This window comes from Brevundimonas sp. UBA7664, from assembly GCF_002483305.1.
In the GTDB taxonomy this organism is placed as follows: Bacteria; Pseudomonadota; Alphaproteobacteria; order Caulobacterales; family Caulobacteraceae; genus Brevundimonas.
On the sequence record NZ_DLHQ01000051.1, the window covers coordinates 55,508 to 70,167 of the forward strand.

Sequence of the window (14,660 nt, forward strand, 5' to 3'; positions counted from 1 at the left end):
TCAGATTCCATCAGCCGCCGGACGGACGCCTTCGGTTTCACGCAAGGTAACGCACCTTTTCAATGCGGCGTGGCGGCTCTAGTTTGGTTGTTGAAGACAAAGGGCGCGGGCCAACCGCATCCGCACGGAGGATGGACTTGCGCGTAGCCCTCGATGCCAAGGACGGCGAACAGACTGTTTTCGATAGCCTGATCGCCGCGCGCGACAGGTACGGCGACAAGGAAATCCTCGAGGATCTCGATCGCAAACCGCTGACCTACACCGGCCTGATCCGGGCCGCCTTCGTTCTGGGCCGCAAGATCGCCGCCATGACCGAACCGGCCGAGCGGGTCGGCATCCTGCTGCCGTCCAGCATGGGGGTGGTGGTCACCTACTACGGCCTGCACGCCCACGGCCGGGTGCCGGTGATGCTCAACTTCACCTCGGGCCAGGCCAACATCAAGGCGGCGATCCGGGCCGCCGGGGTGAAGAAGATCCTCTGCGCCAAACGGTTCGTGAACCAGGCCAAGCTGGAAGACCTGCTGGACGATCTGGCCACGGTCGCCGAAATCGTCTGGCTGGACGACGTGCGCAAGACCATCGGCCTGCCCGACAAGCTGTACGGCCTCATGGCCGGGATGATGCCCAAGCGGTTCCGGGTGAAGACCGACCCGTCCTCGCCGGGCGTGGTGCTGTTCACCTCGGGCAGTTTCGGGGCACCCAAGGGCGTGGTGCTGAGCCAGTGGAACCTGGTCGCCAACTGCCGTCAGGTGGCCCAGCATATCGACCTGTTGCCCGAATGGGTGATGTTCAACCCGCTGCCGACCTTCCACTGTTTCGGCCTGACGGGCGGGGTGCTGCTGCCGATCCTGCACGGGATGAAGGCGTTCCAGTATCCGTCGCCCCTGCACGCCAAACAGATCGTCGAACTGCTGCCGGACGTGAAGGCGTCGATCCTGTTCGCGACCGACACCTTCCTGAACCAGTACGCCCGCGTCGCCGCGCCGGACGATTTCGCCACCCTGCAGTTCGTCGTCGCCGGGGCCGAGAAGGTGCGGCCCGAGACCCATCACCTGTTCAACACCCGCTTCCACGGCCTGAAGCTGCTGGAAGGCTATGGCGCGACCGAGGCGGCGCCCGTGGTGGCGGTGAACCACCCGGATCGCAATCGTCCGGGCACGGTCGGCCAGATGATGCCCGGCATGGAGTGGCGGATCGACCCGGTCGACGGCATCCCCGACGGCGGGCGGCTGTTCCTGCGCGGGCCCAATGTCATGCGGGGCTATCTGTCGGCCGATAACCCTGGAAGCGTCGATCCGCTTCCGGGCGGGTGGCATGACACGGGCGACATCGTGGATATCGACAAGGACGGCTATGTCTCGATCCTCGGGCGGGTGAAGCGGTTCGCCAAGATCGGGGGGGAGATGGTGTCGCTGACGGCGGTCGAGGGGCTGGCCAGCGCAGTCTGGCCCGACTCGCGCCACGCCGTCGTCGCCATTCCCGACAGCCGCAAGGGCGAGAAGCTGGTGCTGGTCACCGACCGGCGCGACGCCGACGTCGCCCGCCTGGCCGAATGGGCCCGCAGCCACGGCGCGCCCGAACTGGCCGTGCCCAAGAAGATCCTCCGCGTGGCCGAGGTGCCGGTGCTGGGCACGGGTAAGACCGACTATGTCCGCATCCAGCAGATGGCCGAGCTGGAAAAGGCCGCCTGACGGTCAAGCTCTTGACTGCAACAGTAACAGTTTCAATATGACGAGCGGTCCGAGCCGGGCCGGTGACGGAAGGAACTGACCCCATGAGCCTGTTCTCCAGACTCGACCCCCATTCGGACAAGGCGCTGGCGGGCCTGCGCATCGTCTCCGGCCTGATGTTCATGCAGCACGGCGCGCAGAAGATCTTCGGCTTCCCGGCGCCCGCGATGGGTCCGTTCGACATCGCCAGCCAGATGGGCGTCGGCGGGGTTCTGGAGCTGGTCGGCGGGGCGATGATCGTGCTGGGGCTGTTCACCCGCCCGGTCGCCTTCCTCATGTCAGGCATGATGGCCGTGGCCTATGCCCAGTTCCACTGGCAGTTCGGCGGAGCCTCCTTCTTCCCGATGGTCAATCAGGGCGAACTGGCGGCGCTGTACTGCTGGGTCTTCCTCTACCTCGCCTTCGCCGGACCGGGCGCCTGGGCCGTGGACCACGTTCTGAAGCGCAAGACCGACCTCGCCTAACCGATCCGCACGCCCGTCATCGAGATCGATCCACCCTCGATGACGTCGTTGAAGAAGCTGACGTCGTCGCCCGGCCTGCGCTGGGCGGCGACGTAGAGCAGCGGCAGATAGTGTTCGTCGGTCGGGACGCTCAACTGGGCGTCCTCAGCCAGACCGACCCAGTCGATCAGGGCGTCGTCGTCGCCGCGCAGCAAGGCCGCCTTGACCGCTTCGTTGAAGCGCCCGGCCCAGTCGTAGGGCTCGCCCCCCGCCCGCTTCCAGGTGCGTAGATTGTGCACGAAGTCGCCCGAGCCGGCGATGATGATCCCCTCGTCCCGCAGCGCCGTCAGCCGCTTCGCCAGCGCATGATGGCCGCGCGCGTCGAGGCTGCGATCCAGCGACAGCTGCACCACCGGAACATCGGCCGCGGGCCAGACATGGGCCAGCACAGACCAGGTCCCGTGATCGAGGCCCCACTGCGTCGTCGGGGTCGCCCCGGTCAGTGCCGAGACCCGCGCCGCCAGCTCGGGCGAGCCCGGAGCCGGATACTGCACCGCATGCAATTGATCGGGGAAACCACCGAAATCATGGATGGTTTCGGGATTCGACTGTGCCGTCACGGCCAGGCCGTTCGTCTCCCAATGGGCCGAGATCATGACCACGCCCTTCGGCTTGCCCACAGCCTCTCCCAGAGCACGCCAGGCGTCCGCATACGGCCCGCCAAGGGCGTTCATCGGTGAGCCGTGGCCGAAGAAGATCGCGGGCTGGCGCATCAGGGTTCGCCTCAGTCTATTAGAAACAGTGTGTGTTTCTAATATGGGCTGGGCGGCAGGCGACGCAAGGCTCACGCACCGATCCGGGGACCGATCGGGCAGACACGATCATAGAAGGCCGGGTCCGCCGGAACGGGCTGGCCCCGCGTCAGGCGAAACCGGTGCTCGACCACCATGGCCTGCTGCTCGATGTTCAGGCCGCCCCAGTCGCAGTCCACCCCGACCGGGTATTCATAAGAGGCCGGCCGATCGCCCGCCCGGATCTTGCCGGTCAGCAGATTGACCCCCTGCTGCGCCTGCCAGACATGCGTCAGTTCATGCACCAGAAGGGCCTGAAGCTTCAGGGCCGCGGTCGAGATGTCGACCGGCAGGGTGAGTGCAGGCCAGACGATCCAGTCCCGTCCGACCCAGCGCCCGGGCACAAAGGCCCGGTCGAAAGGCCAGGGCGCGGGCAGGAAGCGGACGGAGTCGAGCGCCAGGGCATCACCGAAGGCCTCGATCGCCAGGGCCCGTTCTCCGTCCGTAAGGCCCCGGATCACGATGGCGGCGGCGGTCCGGCGTAGCCGCTCGCCGGACTGACCCACTCCCAGTGCCAGGGCTCGAAGGCATAGGGGACGAAGCCGAACCGGCCGGCGTTCTTCACCAGCCAGCGATAGGTGGCGCCGCGGCTCATGTGCAGGCGGCTGGGCGGCGAGGTGTTGTCGACGCCGAGGCCGATGACCTGGCCGACATAGAGGTCCACCGCCGTCCCGGTGCGGTGCGGCGAACAGACGGCGCGGCGCACGCCGTCGCAGTTGCCCGAGGCCGCGCACCGCGCCGCATCGGCCGCGGGGTCGCGGAAGCCGGAGAAGATCTGCAGCAGTTCCGGGTCATTGGCGACTTCCGGAACCTCGGCCCGGGCGGCGGCGACCATCTGGCGATAGGCCTCGAGCACATCGCGGCGCAGCAGGCGGGTCAGGCGGTCGGCGTGCTCCTCCTCGGCCACCAGATAGCCGAGCTGGTACAGCGGCGGAGGGTCGGGACAGGGCTCGTCGCGCACCCGGGCCATGATGAAGGGCCGCCGCTCCTGCCACAGTCCGCGGAAGGTATGGAAGGTGGGCGGGTCGAAGACGCCGGTCGAGGGCAGTTGATGCGCCGTCTGGAAATCCGCGAGCCGTCGCGCGAAGATCGGCGAACTGGCGGCGCAGCCGGTGCCCAGCTCCTGCTGAATCAGGGGCACATAGGTCTCCCACCCCCATTCGGCCGAGCCGAACGGGGCCCATTCCAGCGCGTGCAGCGAGATGCCGTTGGCCAGGGCGGGGCCGCCCCAGTCCTCGATCTGACGGTCGCAGAACTCGGCCTGCGCCCGGGCCGGCCCGGCGACCAGCAGGGTCGCGAGGGCGCTGATAAGCAGCAGGAACAGGCGCATCGGCATGGCGGAAGCTGAGCCTGTCTCTGTGTCCGCCGCAAGGCCCTTCACGTTGCGCCAGAACCAGCCCGGGGACGGCTCGCGTGGCGCGCGCAAAGGCGGCATGGTGGAGCCACGGCCGACTCAGGGCCGGATCGCCGGACGCCCGCATGACCGACGCCGCCCCGATCGCCGCCGCGCCCGCGACGCCGCGCCGTTCCAACGCCATCCTCGCCGCCTTCTCCGGCCCCTGCCTGCCGCTGGCGGCCTTCGGCGTCGCCCTGCCGGTGACCCTGCCCGAGTTCTACGCCACCTATGTGGGGCTGGAGCTGGGGGTGGTCGCGGCGGTCTTCATGGCGGTGCGGCTGATCGACATTGTCTTCGACCCCTTCATCGGCTGGGGCATGGACAAGACGAAGACCCGCTGGGGCCGATACCGCCCGTGGATGGCGATCTCGACGCCGATCCTGATGTTGTCGGCCCTGATGATGTTCGTGCTGGTCCAGCCGGGCGCCGGCGCCGCCTACCTCTTTGGCTGGCTGCTGGTGCTCTATCTCGGTTTCTCGATCGGGACGCTGGGTCAGCTGGGCTGGGCCGCGGTGCTGGCCCCGCAATACGACCAGCGCAGCCGCGTCTATGGCTGGTGGCAGGTGTTCAACATCATCGGCGTGATCCTGATCCTGATCCTGCCGACGGTGGTGGTGAAGACCGGCATCGGCGACTACGCCGACGGCGTGCGCATCATGGGCTGGGCCATCATGATCGCCCTGCCGGTCACCATCGGTCTGGCCATGTTCGTCGTGCCCGAGCCCGTCAACGCCGGCGCGGCGCCGCACGGCGGCCCGAAGGCCTACCTCGGCCTGTTCGGCAAGAAGACGGTGCGCAAGCTGCTGTTCGCCGACCTGCTGTTGGGCGTGGCGCCGGGCATCACCGGCTCGCTGCTGTTCTTCTTCTTCGGCCAGGTAAAGGGCTACGACCACACCCAGGCGTCGCTGTTCATGCTGTTCTATTTCGTAGCCGGACTCGTCGGGGCGCCGTTCTGGGCCTGGCTGGCGACGAAGATCGGCAAGGACAGGGCGCTGGCGACCGCCAGCCTGGTGTTCGCCGTCTTCTACATCGGCGCGACCCTGGTCCCGGGCGGCAATTTCGCCCTGACCGCCGCCGCCATGTTCATCGCCGGCCTGCCCTATGCCGCCGGCCTGTTCCTGCTGCGGGCCATGATGGCGGATGCGGGCGACGAGGTCCGGCTGGACACGGGCGTGGACCGGACGGGCCTGATGTTCTCCATTCTGTCGGCCACGACCAAGATCGGCCATGTCGTGGCGCTGATCCCCTATCTGATCCTGCAGGGGGTCGGCTTCCGCGCCATTCCGGGGGTCGAAGGCAACAGCGAGAGCTCGCTGCTGACGCTGCAGATACTCTTCATCGCCGTGCCCGGCCTGTTGCTGGCGGCGGCCGCCCTGGTGCTGAAGGGCTATCCGCTGACGCCAGCCCGCCACGACGAAATCCGCAAGGCGCTGGAAGCGCGCGACGGCGCCGCCGCATGAGGCCGATCGACCGTCTCATCGGCATCATGGCGAAGCTGCGCGACCCGGTGGGCGGCTGTCCGTGGGACGTGGAGCAGACCTTCGCCACCATCGCCCCCTATACGCTGGAGGAGGCCTATGAGGTCGCCGACGCCATCGAGCGCGGCGACATGGACGAGCTGAAATCCGAGCTCGGCGACCTGCTGTTCCAAACCGTCTTTCACGCCCGCATGGCCGAGGAACAGGGGCTGTTCGCCTTCGACGACGTGGCCAACGCCATCGCCGACAAGCTGGAACGCCGGCATCCGCATGTTTTCGGGGACGAGGCGGCGAAACCGGACGGCGTGGCCCAGAAGGCGCGCTGGGAGGACATCAAGGCCGCTGAACGCGTGGCCAAGGCCCAGCACGGCGTGCTCGACGACGTCCCCGTCGGCCTGCCCGCCCTTGCCCGCGCCGCCAAACTGACCAAACGCGCCGCCCGCGTCGGCTTCGACTGGCCCTCGACCGACGAGGTGTTCGACAAGCTGCACGAGGAGGTGGCGGAACTGCGCGTCGAGATCGCCGCCGGCGATCTCGACAAGGCCCGCGACGAGGTCGGCGACCTGCTGTTCGTGGTGGCCAATCTGGCGCGGAAGCTGGGGGTGGAGCCGGAGGACGCGCTGCGCGGGGCGAACGCGAAATTCGTGCGGCGGTTCGGGTTTATCGAGGCGGCGCTGGCGAAGGACGGGCGCGGACCGGAGCAGAGTGATCTGGCCGAGATGGACGGGCTGTGGGACGCGGCGAAGGCGGCGGAACGGGCCTGACCCTCTCTACCCTTCTCCCTTTGGGAGAAGGTGGCCCGAAGGGCCGGATGAGGGTCGACTTCAGAAGTCGGCCTGAGCCGGACCGCTAGCGACCAGCCAGCCGCCCCTCACCCTTTCGCGCAGCCGATCGCTGCGCTCCCGAGCGCTCAAGCCCTCTCCCAACGGGAGAGGGGCGCGGTTACCCGAACTGCCGCTCGAACCGTCCCAGCGCCGCCGGGTGCAGGCGCACCGTCACATGCGTCCGGCCCTCGTCGTCCGTTTCGCGCCCCGTAACCCGCCCGTTCTCATACAGCCACGCCAGCGCCTCCCCCTGCGACGGGTCCAGCACCAGCACCGTCTCCGGGTCGTCGTCGATCAGGCCCGCGATGGTCTCGCGCAGGGGTTCGATCCCCTCCCCGGTCCAGGCCGAGACGGCGACCGCCTTGCCGTCACGGGCCAGGCGTTCGGCCTGACCAAACACGGCCTCGCGGGCCTCGTCGTCGAGCAGGTCGATCTTGTTCCAGACCTCCAGCACCCGGCGGGTCTTGCCCTCCGGGGTCTCGATCTGTTTCAGCACCGCCTCGACGTCCTTCGACTGCGCCTCGCTGTCGGGTGAGGCGATGTCGCGGACGTGCAGGATCAGGTCGGCCTCGCCCACCTCTTCCAGGGTCGCCCGGAAGCTCTCGACCAGTTCGTGCGGCAGGTCGGAGATGAAGCCGACGGTGTCGGCGACGATGGCCGGACGGCCCTGCGGCAGGCGGATGGTGCGCTGGGTCGTGTCGAGGGTGGCGAACAGCAGGTCCTTGGCCACCACGTCCGAGCCGGTCAGCCTGTTGAACAGGGTCGACTTGCCGGCGTTGGTGTAGCCGACCAGGGCGATGGTCGGGAACGGCACCTTCTGGCGCTGTTTGCGGTGCAGGCCGCGGGTGCGGCGCACCTCGTCAAGCTCGACCTTCAGCTTGACGATGCGGTCGGCGATCAGGCGGCGGTCGAGTTCGATCTGCGTTTCGCCGGGCCCGCCGGTCGAGCCGGTGCCGCCGCGCTGCCGCTCGAGGTGGGTCCAGGTCCGGACCAGCCGCGACTTCTCATAATCCAGCCGGGCCAGTTCGACCTGCAGCCGGCCTTCCTTGGTCCGCGCGCGGCGGCCGAAGATCTCGAGGATCAGGCCGGTGCGGTCGATGACCTTGCAGTCCCAGGCCTTTTCCAGATTGCGCTGCTGCACCGGCGACAACTGGTCGTCGATGACCACCGCCTCGGCCTCGGCGGCGCGGACCAGGGCGGCCAGTTCATCCACCTTGCCCGAGCCGAACAGGGTGGCGGGCGTGACCTTGCGGATGCGCACGATCTCCTCGCCGCGCACGTCGAGGTCCAGCGCCCGGGCGAGGCCGACGGCCTCTTCCAGACGTTCGACCGACTGGCGCGAGCTTTCACTCGCCCCGGAGTCGGAGCGTTCGGGGTGGATGACGACGGCCCGGATCAGGGGGACGGCGTGGTCGATATGTTTCTGGGTCAATCAGTCTTCTTCGGCGTCGGGCTCGTACAGCTGCACGGGCGCGGACGGCATGATGGTCGAGATGGCGTGTTTGTAGACCAGCTGCGACTGGCCATCGCGACGCAGCAGCACACAGAAGTTGTCGAACCAGGTCACGATGCCCTGCAGCTTGACGCCATTGACCAGGAAGATGGTCAGCGGCGTCTTGGTCTTTCGGACGCTGTTGAGGAAGGTGTCCTGAAGGTTCTTGGACTTGTCTTGCGACATGGCAGGTTCAGCCTGTTCTTGCTTGTTCTCCGGCCGAGGGAGCGGCGCGGGGCTGGATCGAATGTCCGGCCTCTCACCTTAGCCACCGCCCGCGCGGGGCCGCAACGCCTAGATGGCGTCGCGGATCGCCCGGTCAAGGTACAGGGTGCGCAGACGGGTCGCGATCGGGCCGGGCTTGCCGTCGCCGATCTTCACCCCGTCGATCGAGGTCGCCGGCATGACGAAGCCGCTGGCGGAGGTGTAGAAGGCCTCGCGCGCGCGCTTGGCCTCGTCCACCGAGAAGGCCCGCTCTTCCAGTTCGAGCCCTTCGTCGGCGATCAGTTGTATGACCGCGGCCCGGGTGATGCCCTGCAGGATGTTGGCCTGGGTATCCCGCGTCCGTAGCTTGCCGTGCTCGTCGACGATCCAGGCGTTGGTGGACGAACCCTCCGTGACCAGCCCCATTTCATCGACCATCCAGGCCTCGGCGGCGCCGCGTTCCTTCGCCGCCTGCTTGGCCAGGACGTTGGCCAGCAGCCCGACCGTCTTGATGTCGCAACGGCCCCAGCGGATGTCCGGCTGGGTGATCACGGCCACGCCCTTCTTCGCGCTGGCGTTGCCCTTCGACAGCGGCAGGGAGCGGGCGGTGACCACGACGCTGGGCGCCGTGCCCTCGGGCGGGAACGGGTGGTCGCGACGGGCCGTGCCGCGCGTGACCTGGATATAGACCAGCCCCTCGCGCACCCGATTGCGGCGCACCGTCTCGTTCAGCACCCGGGCCAGGGCCTCGCGCGTCATCGGGATGGGGATGCGCAGCTCGTTGAGGCTGCGGTGCAGGCGGGTCATGTGTCCGTCGAAATCAGCCAGCCGGCCGTCGAACACCGACCAGACCTCATAGACCCCGTCAGCGAACTGGAAGCCGCGGTCCTCGACATGGACCGTGGCCTGGCCGTGCGGCTGGTACTGGCCGTTGACATAGGCGACGCGGCTCATGCCTCGACAGGCTCCTCGATATCGTCCTCGCCGCCGCGGGACGGCGAGACGCCGAGCGACTTCAGCTTCCTGTGCAGGGCCGAGCGCTCCATGCCGATGAAGGCCGCGGTGCGGGAGATATTGCCACCGAAACGCATGATCTGGGCCGCCAGATATTCGCGCTCGAACACCTCGCGGGCCTCGCGCAACGGCAGGGCGATGATGCGTTCGCCGCCGAGGGTGCCGGTCGAATTGGCGTTGGTCGCCTCTTGCGGCAGCATGTCGGCGCTGATCGGCTCATCGGGATCGCCGGTGGCCAGGATCAGCAGCCGTTCGACGTTGTTGCGCAGCTGGCGAACGTTACCCGGCCAGGGATGGACCTGCAGCACGGCGATGGCGTCGTCGCCCAGCCGCCGCTTGGTCAGCCCCTGGGACACCGACAGGGTGTCGATGAAATAGTCGATCAGTTCCTGGATATCCTCGCGCCGCTCCGACAGGGCCGGGACCCGGATCGGCACGACATTGAGGCGATGGAACAGGTCCTCGCGGAACCGGCCCTCGGCGATCTCGGCCTTGAGGTCGCGCGAGGTCGAGGTGACCACGCGGATGTCGACCTGGACGTCCTGCTCGCCGCCGACCCGGCGGAAGCGCTGCTCGACCAGCACCCGCAGGACCCGGCTCTGGCTCTCGCGCGGCATGTCGCCGACATCATCGAGATAGAGGGTGCCGTTGTGAGCCCGCTCGAAGACGCCGATCTTGCGCGGGCGGCCGTCATGGCCCTCTTCGCCGAACAGTTCGAGATCCAGGCGCTCAGGGGTCATGCCGGCGGCGGCGATGGCGACGAACTCGCCCTTGGACCGGGCGCTGGCCTCGTGGATCTGACGCGCCACCAGCTCCTTGCCGGAACCGGGCGGACCGGAGATCAGGACCCGGCTGTTGGCAGGCGCAACCTTGGCGATGGTGCTGCGCAGCGCCTGGGCCGCCGCCGAACGGCCGATGAAGCCCGTCGGGGCCGCGACCTGGGCGCGCAGCCGCCGGTTCTCGCGCTTCAGCGAGGTCGCCTCGAGCGCGCGCTGAACAACGACCACCAGCCGATCGGACTTGAAGGGTTTCTCGATGAAGTCATAGGCCCCGCGCTGCAGCGCCGTGACCGCCGTCTCGATATTGCCGTGGCCCGAGATCATCACCACGGGCAGGTCGGGATCGAGCTCCTTGATGACGTCAAGCAGTTCGAGCCCGTCCAGCCCGCCGCCCTGCATCCAGATATCGAGCAGGGCCAGCGATGGCCGCCGGGCCCGGATCGCGGCGAGGGCCTCGTCCGAGTTGGAAGCGACGCGCACGCCGTGGCCTTCGTCCTCGAGCAGGCCGGACACCAACTCGCGGATGTCGGCCTCGTCATCGACGACCAGAATGTCGGCTCCCGTGGATCGCATATCGCCTCGCTATTCGGCGGCCGGAACCGTGCGGGACCGGGACGCTTTCGCATCCTTCGTCCCGACGACGCCGGTCGGTTTCGGTTGGGATTTCAGGGGGAAGATCAGGCACACGCGCGCGCCGGCCAAGACCTCGGCGTCGGCCAGCTTCAGCTCGCCGCCGTGTTCCTCGCAGATGCGTTTGACGATGGCCAGGCCGAGCCCGGTGCCCTTCTCGCGCGTGGTCACATAGGGTTCGGTCAGCCGGTCGCGGTCCTTGGCGGGCAGGCCCATGCCGTCGTCCTCGATGATGAAGACCACGGTCTCGTCCTCGACCAGCAACCGCGCCGAAATGCCCGGGCGTTCGCCGTCCCCGTCCCGCGGGGCGATGGCGCGCCGGGCGGCCACGGCCTCCCCGGCGTTCTTGAGGATGTTCGTCAGGGCCTGGCCGATCATGGGCCGGTCAGCGTGCAGCACGACCGAAGGCAGCGGCTCGATCAGTTCGACGCCGATCCCGGAGGCCGCCACCCGCTGGGCGAACACCGCCTCGCGCAGCAGTTCCGCCGGATCGACGGCGGTGAAACGCGGCGCGGGCATGCGGGCGAAGGACGAGAATTCGTCGACCATCCGGCCGATGTCGCCGACCTGGCGGATGATGGTCTCGGTGCAGCGGTCGAAGACCTCGACGTCATCGCCGACCTGGCTGCGGTAGCGCCGGCGCAGGCGTTCGGCCGACAACTGGATCGGCGTCAGGGGATTCTTGATCTCGTGGGCGATACGCCGGGCCACATCGCGCCAGGCCGCGTTGCGCTGGGCCGTGACCAGCCGGGTGATGTCGTCGAACGTCAGCACCATCTCGCCGCCGATGCCGCCCTCGATCCGCACGCGCAGGCGGCGGGTCTCGCCTTCCAGACTGACGTCGATCTCTTCCTCGATATGGGCCTCGGCGCGGGCGGCCAGTTCGCTCAGTTCGGGCGAGACCTTGCCCAGAGGCCGGCCGATGATGGCGGTATCCCGGATGGCCAGAAGCTCGACCGCGCTGTCGTTGATGGCCGAGACCCGGCGCTGGCGGTCCAGACCGATCACGCCGGCGGAGACGCCCGACAGCACCGTCTCGATGAAGCGGCTGCGGCCCGTCGCCTCCTCGCTGGCGGCCCTGAGCGCGGCCTGCTGGGCCTCAAGGTCGCTGGTCATGCGGTTGAAGGCGGCGGACAGGGTCTTGATCTCGCCCGGGCCCTCCTCGCCGTCGACACGCGCCGTCAGATCGCCCGAGGCGACGCGGTCCGCCGCCTCGACCAGCCGCCCGATGGGCCCCGAAATGGCGCTGGCGGCGCCCATCCCCAGCCAGATGGCGCCGACCAGCACCAGCAGGGCGGTCTCGAAATAGCTGAGGGCGAAGGCGGCCTGGATGCGTTCGCGGCTTTGCTGGGCCTCGCGATAGGCGACGATCGATTGCTCCGCCGAGGCCAGCTGATCGATCAGCCCCGGCCGCAGCGGCCGGACCACATAGAGGTAGGCGTCGCCGTAGGCGGGAAAGGCCGCCAGTCCCCTGACCGCGTCCGGGTCCTGTGTGACCTGCTGCACCGACGGCAGTTCCCGCGCGGCGGCCTCCTCCAGCGCGGCGGGCGGCGGGGCCAGGTAGACCGGCGCGTTCGGCCCCTCGCCGCTGGCCAGCACCTCTCCGTCCGCGCCGAGGATATAGATGGCCGGATAGCCGAACAGCTCCCCGACCTGGGTCAGGGCGTCCGAAAACTGGATCCGGTCGCCGAACAGCGGGCGAACGCCCTCCAGTTGCTCGGCGATGACGGCCAGGTCGCCGTCGATCTCGTTCGAGACGTCGTCCAGATAGGCCTTTCCGATGTCGGCGCCGTTCTCCACCGCCGTCTGCACATTGCCGCTGAACCATTGGTCCACGCCGCGGTTGACCAGCACCCCGAACACGAGGGCGATCAGCACCGCCGGCACCAGCGCCACCATCGAAAACAGAGTCACAAACCGCAGGTGCAGCCGCGCGCCCGCGTCGGTCCGGCGCCGGAACAGCGACAGGGCGCGACGCCCGACCACCACGGCCAGTCCGCCGATCAACAGCAGATTGACGGCGAGAATGATCAGGACGGCCTGGCTGGCGGTGGCGCGCGCGCCCTCCCCACTCGCCCCCGGCGCCACAGCCACGAGCCAGATCGCCGCGGCGGTGATCAGGAAGGCGACGGCATAGGCGGCCAGAAAGGTGTTGCTGCGGCGTTCCTCGGACCAGCCGGCGACCCAGCGGACCGCGGCGCGTCGATCGACGGGCGGTGCAGGGTTTGCGTCGGCGGCCGATGGATCCGTCATGCCACGGCAGCTTCGGCCAACTGTGGCGGAATATCAACACCCGGGTTGCCGGAATGCGTCACTGGCTCCCAGAGCGCCGTCAGGGCCCGTTCGACCTCATCGGGCGTCTCCAGCCGGCACAGCCGTGACTTGGCGGCGCGCCGCTCCAGGGGATCGGCGGGCCACGGCGCCTGTTCGACATACCAGCCGAGATGTTTGCGGAACATCTTCAACCCCAGCGGCAGGCCGTAGAAGGCGGCCGAGGCGCGCAGATGTTCGATGACGATGTCCAGCCGCTCCCGGCGGTCCGGCTCCAGCAGGACGGTCCCGTCGGTCAGGGCCCGGTCCATATGCGCCGCCAGCCACGGCCGCCCGTAGACGCCCCGCCCCAGCATCAGGGCGTCGGCGCCGGACTGTCTGAGCGCCTCGCGGGCATCGTCCGCGGTCAGGATGTCGCCATTGACGATGACCGGGATGCCCACCGCCGCCTTGACCTCACCGACCGCGGTCCAGTCGGCGACGCCGGTGTAGAACTGCTGCCGCGTCCGGCCATGCACGGTGACCGCCCGGACCCCGATTTCCTCGGCCCGCTTCGCCAGCATCGGGGCATTTCGGTGGGCGTCGTCCCAGCCCAGCCGCATCTTGACCGTCACCGGCCGGCTGGTCGCCTCGACCGCCGCCTGCATCAGCCGGCAGGCCAGGTCCGGCGTCCGCATCAGGGCCGAGCCGCAGGCCGAGCCCGTGACCTCCTTGGCGGGGCAGCCGAAATTCAGGTCGATGATATCGGCCCCCGCGGCCTCGGCCATGCGCGCGCCCTCGGCCATGGCCGCCGGATCGCGCCCGACCAGCTGGATCACCGTCAGCGGCAGGCCCTCGCCCACGGCCGCGCGCCGCACGACGTCAGGGCGGGCGCGGGCCAGCTCGGCGGCGGCCACCATCTCGGTCGCGACATAGGCCGCGCCCAGCCGCGCGGCGAGCCGCCGGAACGGCAGGTCGGTGATCCCGGTCATGGGCGCGGTCAGCACCCGGCCGGGCACCCACACGTCGCCGATCTGGAGGCCGCTTTGCATGGCCGGGCAAATAGGGGGTTTGCGCCCCCGGGTCCAATCCCGACTCAGGCCTGGAAGACCACCATTGCGGCGCGAAGGGCGAGAACCACCAGGACGACGCTCGCCATCATGAACACGGAGAAGCGGACGATGATCACATTGACCAGCGCCTGGATCAGGCTGTGCGCCACCCTGAGCCCGACGTAGGCCCAGGCCAGTCCGACGGTCAGCACGTCGCCCTGGTCCAGCAGGGCCAGCGTCAGGGCCGTCGCATAGAACAGCGTCGGCTGTTCCATCAGGTGGTTGTAGTTGTCCGCCTTCCATCGCACGCGCGGCGGCAGGCCGCCCAGCATGACGTCGCGCGGCAGGGTCGGATCGAGTTTCGTCCGCGCCCGGATCATGGCCGGCACGCGGGTGGCGTAGAGCCAGGCCCACATGACCATCGACCAGAGCACCAGGGCGATGACCGGTTGCAGGATAGAGTGCGCCATCGAGAGTCCTCCCCTCAACACGCTGACTCCCTCTCAGTCGGTTGTCA

Annotated in this window: 14 protein-coding genes; 4 read left to right on the plus strand and 10 right to left on the minus strand. The window is 68.7% G+C overall.

The features are described 5' to 3' along the window. Positions 1 to 131 precede the first annotated feature (131 nt). Both B2742_RS12445 and B2742_RS12450 read left to right on the plus strand, forming a co-directional pair. Positions 132 to 1,691, plus strand: coding sequence for an AMP-binding protein (locus B2742_RS12445; protein WP_292066759.1), 1,560 nt, complete (start codon positions 132 to 134; stop codon positions 1,689 to 1,691). Positions 1,692 to 1,774: 83 nt separating this feature from the next. Continuing rightward, entirely contained in the window at positions 1,775 to 2,194 is a 420-nt protein-coding gene (locus tag B2742_RS12450) for a DoxX family protein (protein ID WP_292066761.1), read from the plus strand. Here B2742_RS12450 and ygiD read toward each other — a convergent pair. From ygiD to B2742_RS12465, 3 genes are all read right to left on the minus strand, one after another. After that, the gene (gene ygiD / locus B2742_RS12455) at positions 2,191 to 2,946 is read right to left on the minus strand and encodes a 4,5-DOPA dioxygenase extradiol (protein ID WP_292066762.1); all 756 of its coding nucleotides are present in this window, start codon (positions 2,944 to 2,946) and stop codon (positions 2,191 to 2,193) included. The genes B2742_RS12450 and ygiD overlap by 4 nt on opposite strands. Before the next feature lie 71 nt (positions 2,947 to 3,017). Continuing rightward, positions 3,018 to 3,485 carry a hypothetical protein gene (locus B2742_RS12460; protein WP_292066765.1) on the minus strand — a complete coding sequence of 156 codons (468 nt, stop codon included), beginning with the start codon at positions 3,483 to 3,485 and terminating at the stop codon, positions 3,018 to 3,020. Further along, positions 3,482 to 4,360, minus strand: coding sequence for a D-alanyl-D-alanine carboxypeptidase family protein (locus B2742_RS12465; RefSeq protein ID WP_292066768.1), 879 nt, complete (start codon positions 4,358 to 4,360; stop codon positions 3,482 to 3,484). Before B2742_RS12465 ends, B2742_RS12460 begins: the two co-directional genes overlap by 4 nt. A gap of 143 nt (positions 4,361 to 4,503) precedes the next feature. On the opposite strand from B2742_RS12465, the gene B2742_RS12470 reads away from it, so the two are divergent. Continuing rightward, positions 4,504 to 5,880 (plus strand): MFS transporter, encoded by a 1,377-nt coding sequence (locus B2742_RS12470; protein WP_292066771.1) that lies wholly within the window; start codon positions 4,504 to 4,506, stop codon positions 5,878 to 5,880. Beyond that, entirely contained in the window at positions 5,877 to 6,662 is a 786-nt protein-coding gene (mazG, locus tag B2742_RS12475) for a nucleoside triphosphate pyrophosphohydrolase (RefSeq protein WP_292066775.1), read from the plus strand. Before B2742_RS12470 ends, mazG begins: the two co-directional genes overlap by 4 nt. A 178-nt stretch (positions 6,663 to 6,840) precedes the next feature. Here mazG and hflX read toward each other — a convergent pair whose 3' ends face one another. From hflX to B2742_RS12510, 7 genes are all read right to left on the minus strand, one after another. After that, positions 6,841 to 8,154: a GTPase HflX gene (gene hflX, locus B2742_RS12480; protein WP_292066778.1), complete on the minus strand. Its 1,314-nt coding sequence runs from the start codon at positions 8,152 to 8,154 to the stop codon at positions 6,841 to 6,843. After that, on the minus strand, positions 8,155 to 8,400 hold the full coding sequence (hfq, locus tag B2742_RS12485) for an RNA chaperone Hfq (protein WP_292066782.1): 246 nt from the start codon (positions 8,398 to 8,400) through the stop codon (positions 8,155 to 8,157). 108 nt (positions 8,401 to 8,508) lie between these two features. Continuing rightward, the gene (locus B2742_RS12490; protein WP_292066785.1) at positions 8,509 to 9,372 is read right to left on the minus strand and encodes a D-amino-acid transaminase; all 864 of its coding nucleotides are present in this window, start codon (positions 9,370 to 9,372) and stop codon (positions 8,509 to 8,511) included. Continuing rightward, positions 9,369 to 10,784 (minus strand): sigma-54-dependent transcriptional regulator, encoded by a 1,416-nt coding sequence (locus B2742_RS12495; protein WP_292066787.1) that lies wholly within the window; start codon positions 10,782 to 10,784, stop codon positions 9,369 to 9,371. Before B2742_RS12495 ends, B2742_RS12490 begins: the two co-directional genes overlap by 4 nt. 9 nt (positions 10,785 to 10,793) lie before the next feature. Next, complete coding sequence (locus B2742_RS12500) at positions 10,794 to 13,094, minus strand: sensor histidine kinase NtrY-like (protein ID WP_292066789.1); 2,301 nt, start codon at positions 13,092 to 13,094, stop codon at positions 10,794 to 10,796. Further along, on the minus strand, positions 13,091 to 14,143 hold the full coding sequence (gene dusB / locus B2742_RS12505) for a tRNA dihydrouridine synthase DusB (protein WP_292066793.1): 1,053 nt from the start codon (positions 14,141 to 14,143) through the stop codon (positions 13,091 to 13,093). Before dusB ends, B2742_RS12500 begins: the two co-directional genes overlap by 4 nt. A gap of 44 nt (positions 14,144 to 14,187) precedes the next feature. After that, positions 14,188 to 14,613 (minus strand): MAPEG family protein, encoded by a 426-nt coding sequence (locus B2742_RS12510; protein WP_292066794.1) that lies wholly within the window; start codon positions 14,611 to 14,613, stop codon positions 14,188 to 14,190. Between the last annotated feature and the right edge of the window lie 47 nt (positions 14,614 to 14,660).

What these genes read in the sequence shown, in the direction of transcription:
- B2742_RS12445 (WP_292066759.1), top strand. Translation starts at nt 132, where the DNA reads ATGGACTTGCGCGTAGCCCTCGATGCCAAGGACGGCGAACAGACTGTT.
- B2742_RS12450 (WP_292066761.1), top strand. Translation starts at nt 1,775, where the DNA reads ATGAGCCTGTTCTCCAGACTCGACCCCCATTCGGACAAGGCGCTGGCG.
- ygiD (WP_292066762.1), bottom strand. Translation starts at nt 2,946, where the DNA reads ATGCGCCAGCCCGCGATCTTCTTCGGCCACGGCTCACCGATGAACGCC.
- B2742_RS12465 (WP_292066768.1), bottom strand. Translation starts at nt 4,360, where the DNA reads ATGCCGATGCGCCTGTTCCTGCTGCTTATCAGCGCCCTCGCGACCCTG.
- B2742_RS12470 (WP_292066771.1), top strand. Translation starts at nt 4,504, where the DNA reads ATGACCGACGCCGCCCCGATCGCCGCCGCGCCCGCGACGCCGCGCCGT.
- mazG (WP_292066775.1), top strand. Translation starts at nt 5,877, where the DNA reads ATGAGGCCGATCGACCGTCTCATCGGCATCATGGCGAAGCTGCGCGAC.
- hfq (WP_292066782.1), bottom strand. Translation starts at nt 8,400, where the DNA reads ATGTCGCAAGACAAGTCCAAGAACCTTCAGGACACCTTCCTCAACAGC.
- B2742_RS12490 (WP_292066785.1), bottom strand. Translation starts at nt 9,372, where the DNA reads ATGAGCCGCGTCGCCTATGTCAACGGCCAGTACCAGCCGCACGGCCAG.
- B2742_RS12495 (WP_292066787.1), bottom strand. Translation starts at nt 10,784, where the DNA reads ATGCGATCCACGGGAGCCGACATTCTGGTCGTCGATGACGAGGCCGAC.
- B2742_RS12500 (WP_292066789.1), bottom strand. Translation starts at nt 13,094, where the DNA reads ATGACGGATCCATCGGCCGCCGACGCAAACCCTGCACCGCCCGTCGAT.
- dusB (WP_292066793.1), bottom strand. Translation starts at nt 14,143, where the DNA reads ATGCAAAGCGGCCTCCAGATCGGCGACGTGTGGGTGCCCGGCCGGGTG.
- B2742_RS12510 (WP_292066794.1), bottom strand. Translation starts at nt 14,613, where the DNA reads ATGGCGCACTCTATCCTGCAACCGGTCATCGCCCTGGTGCTCTGGTCG.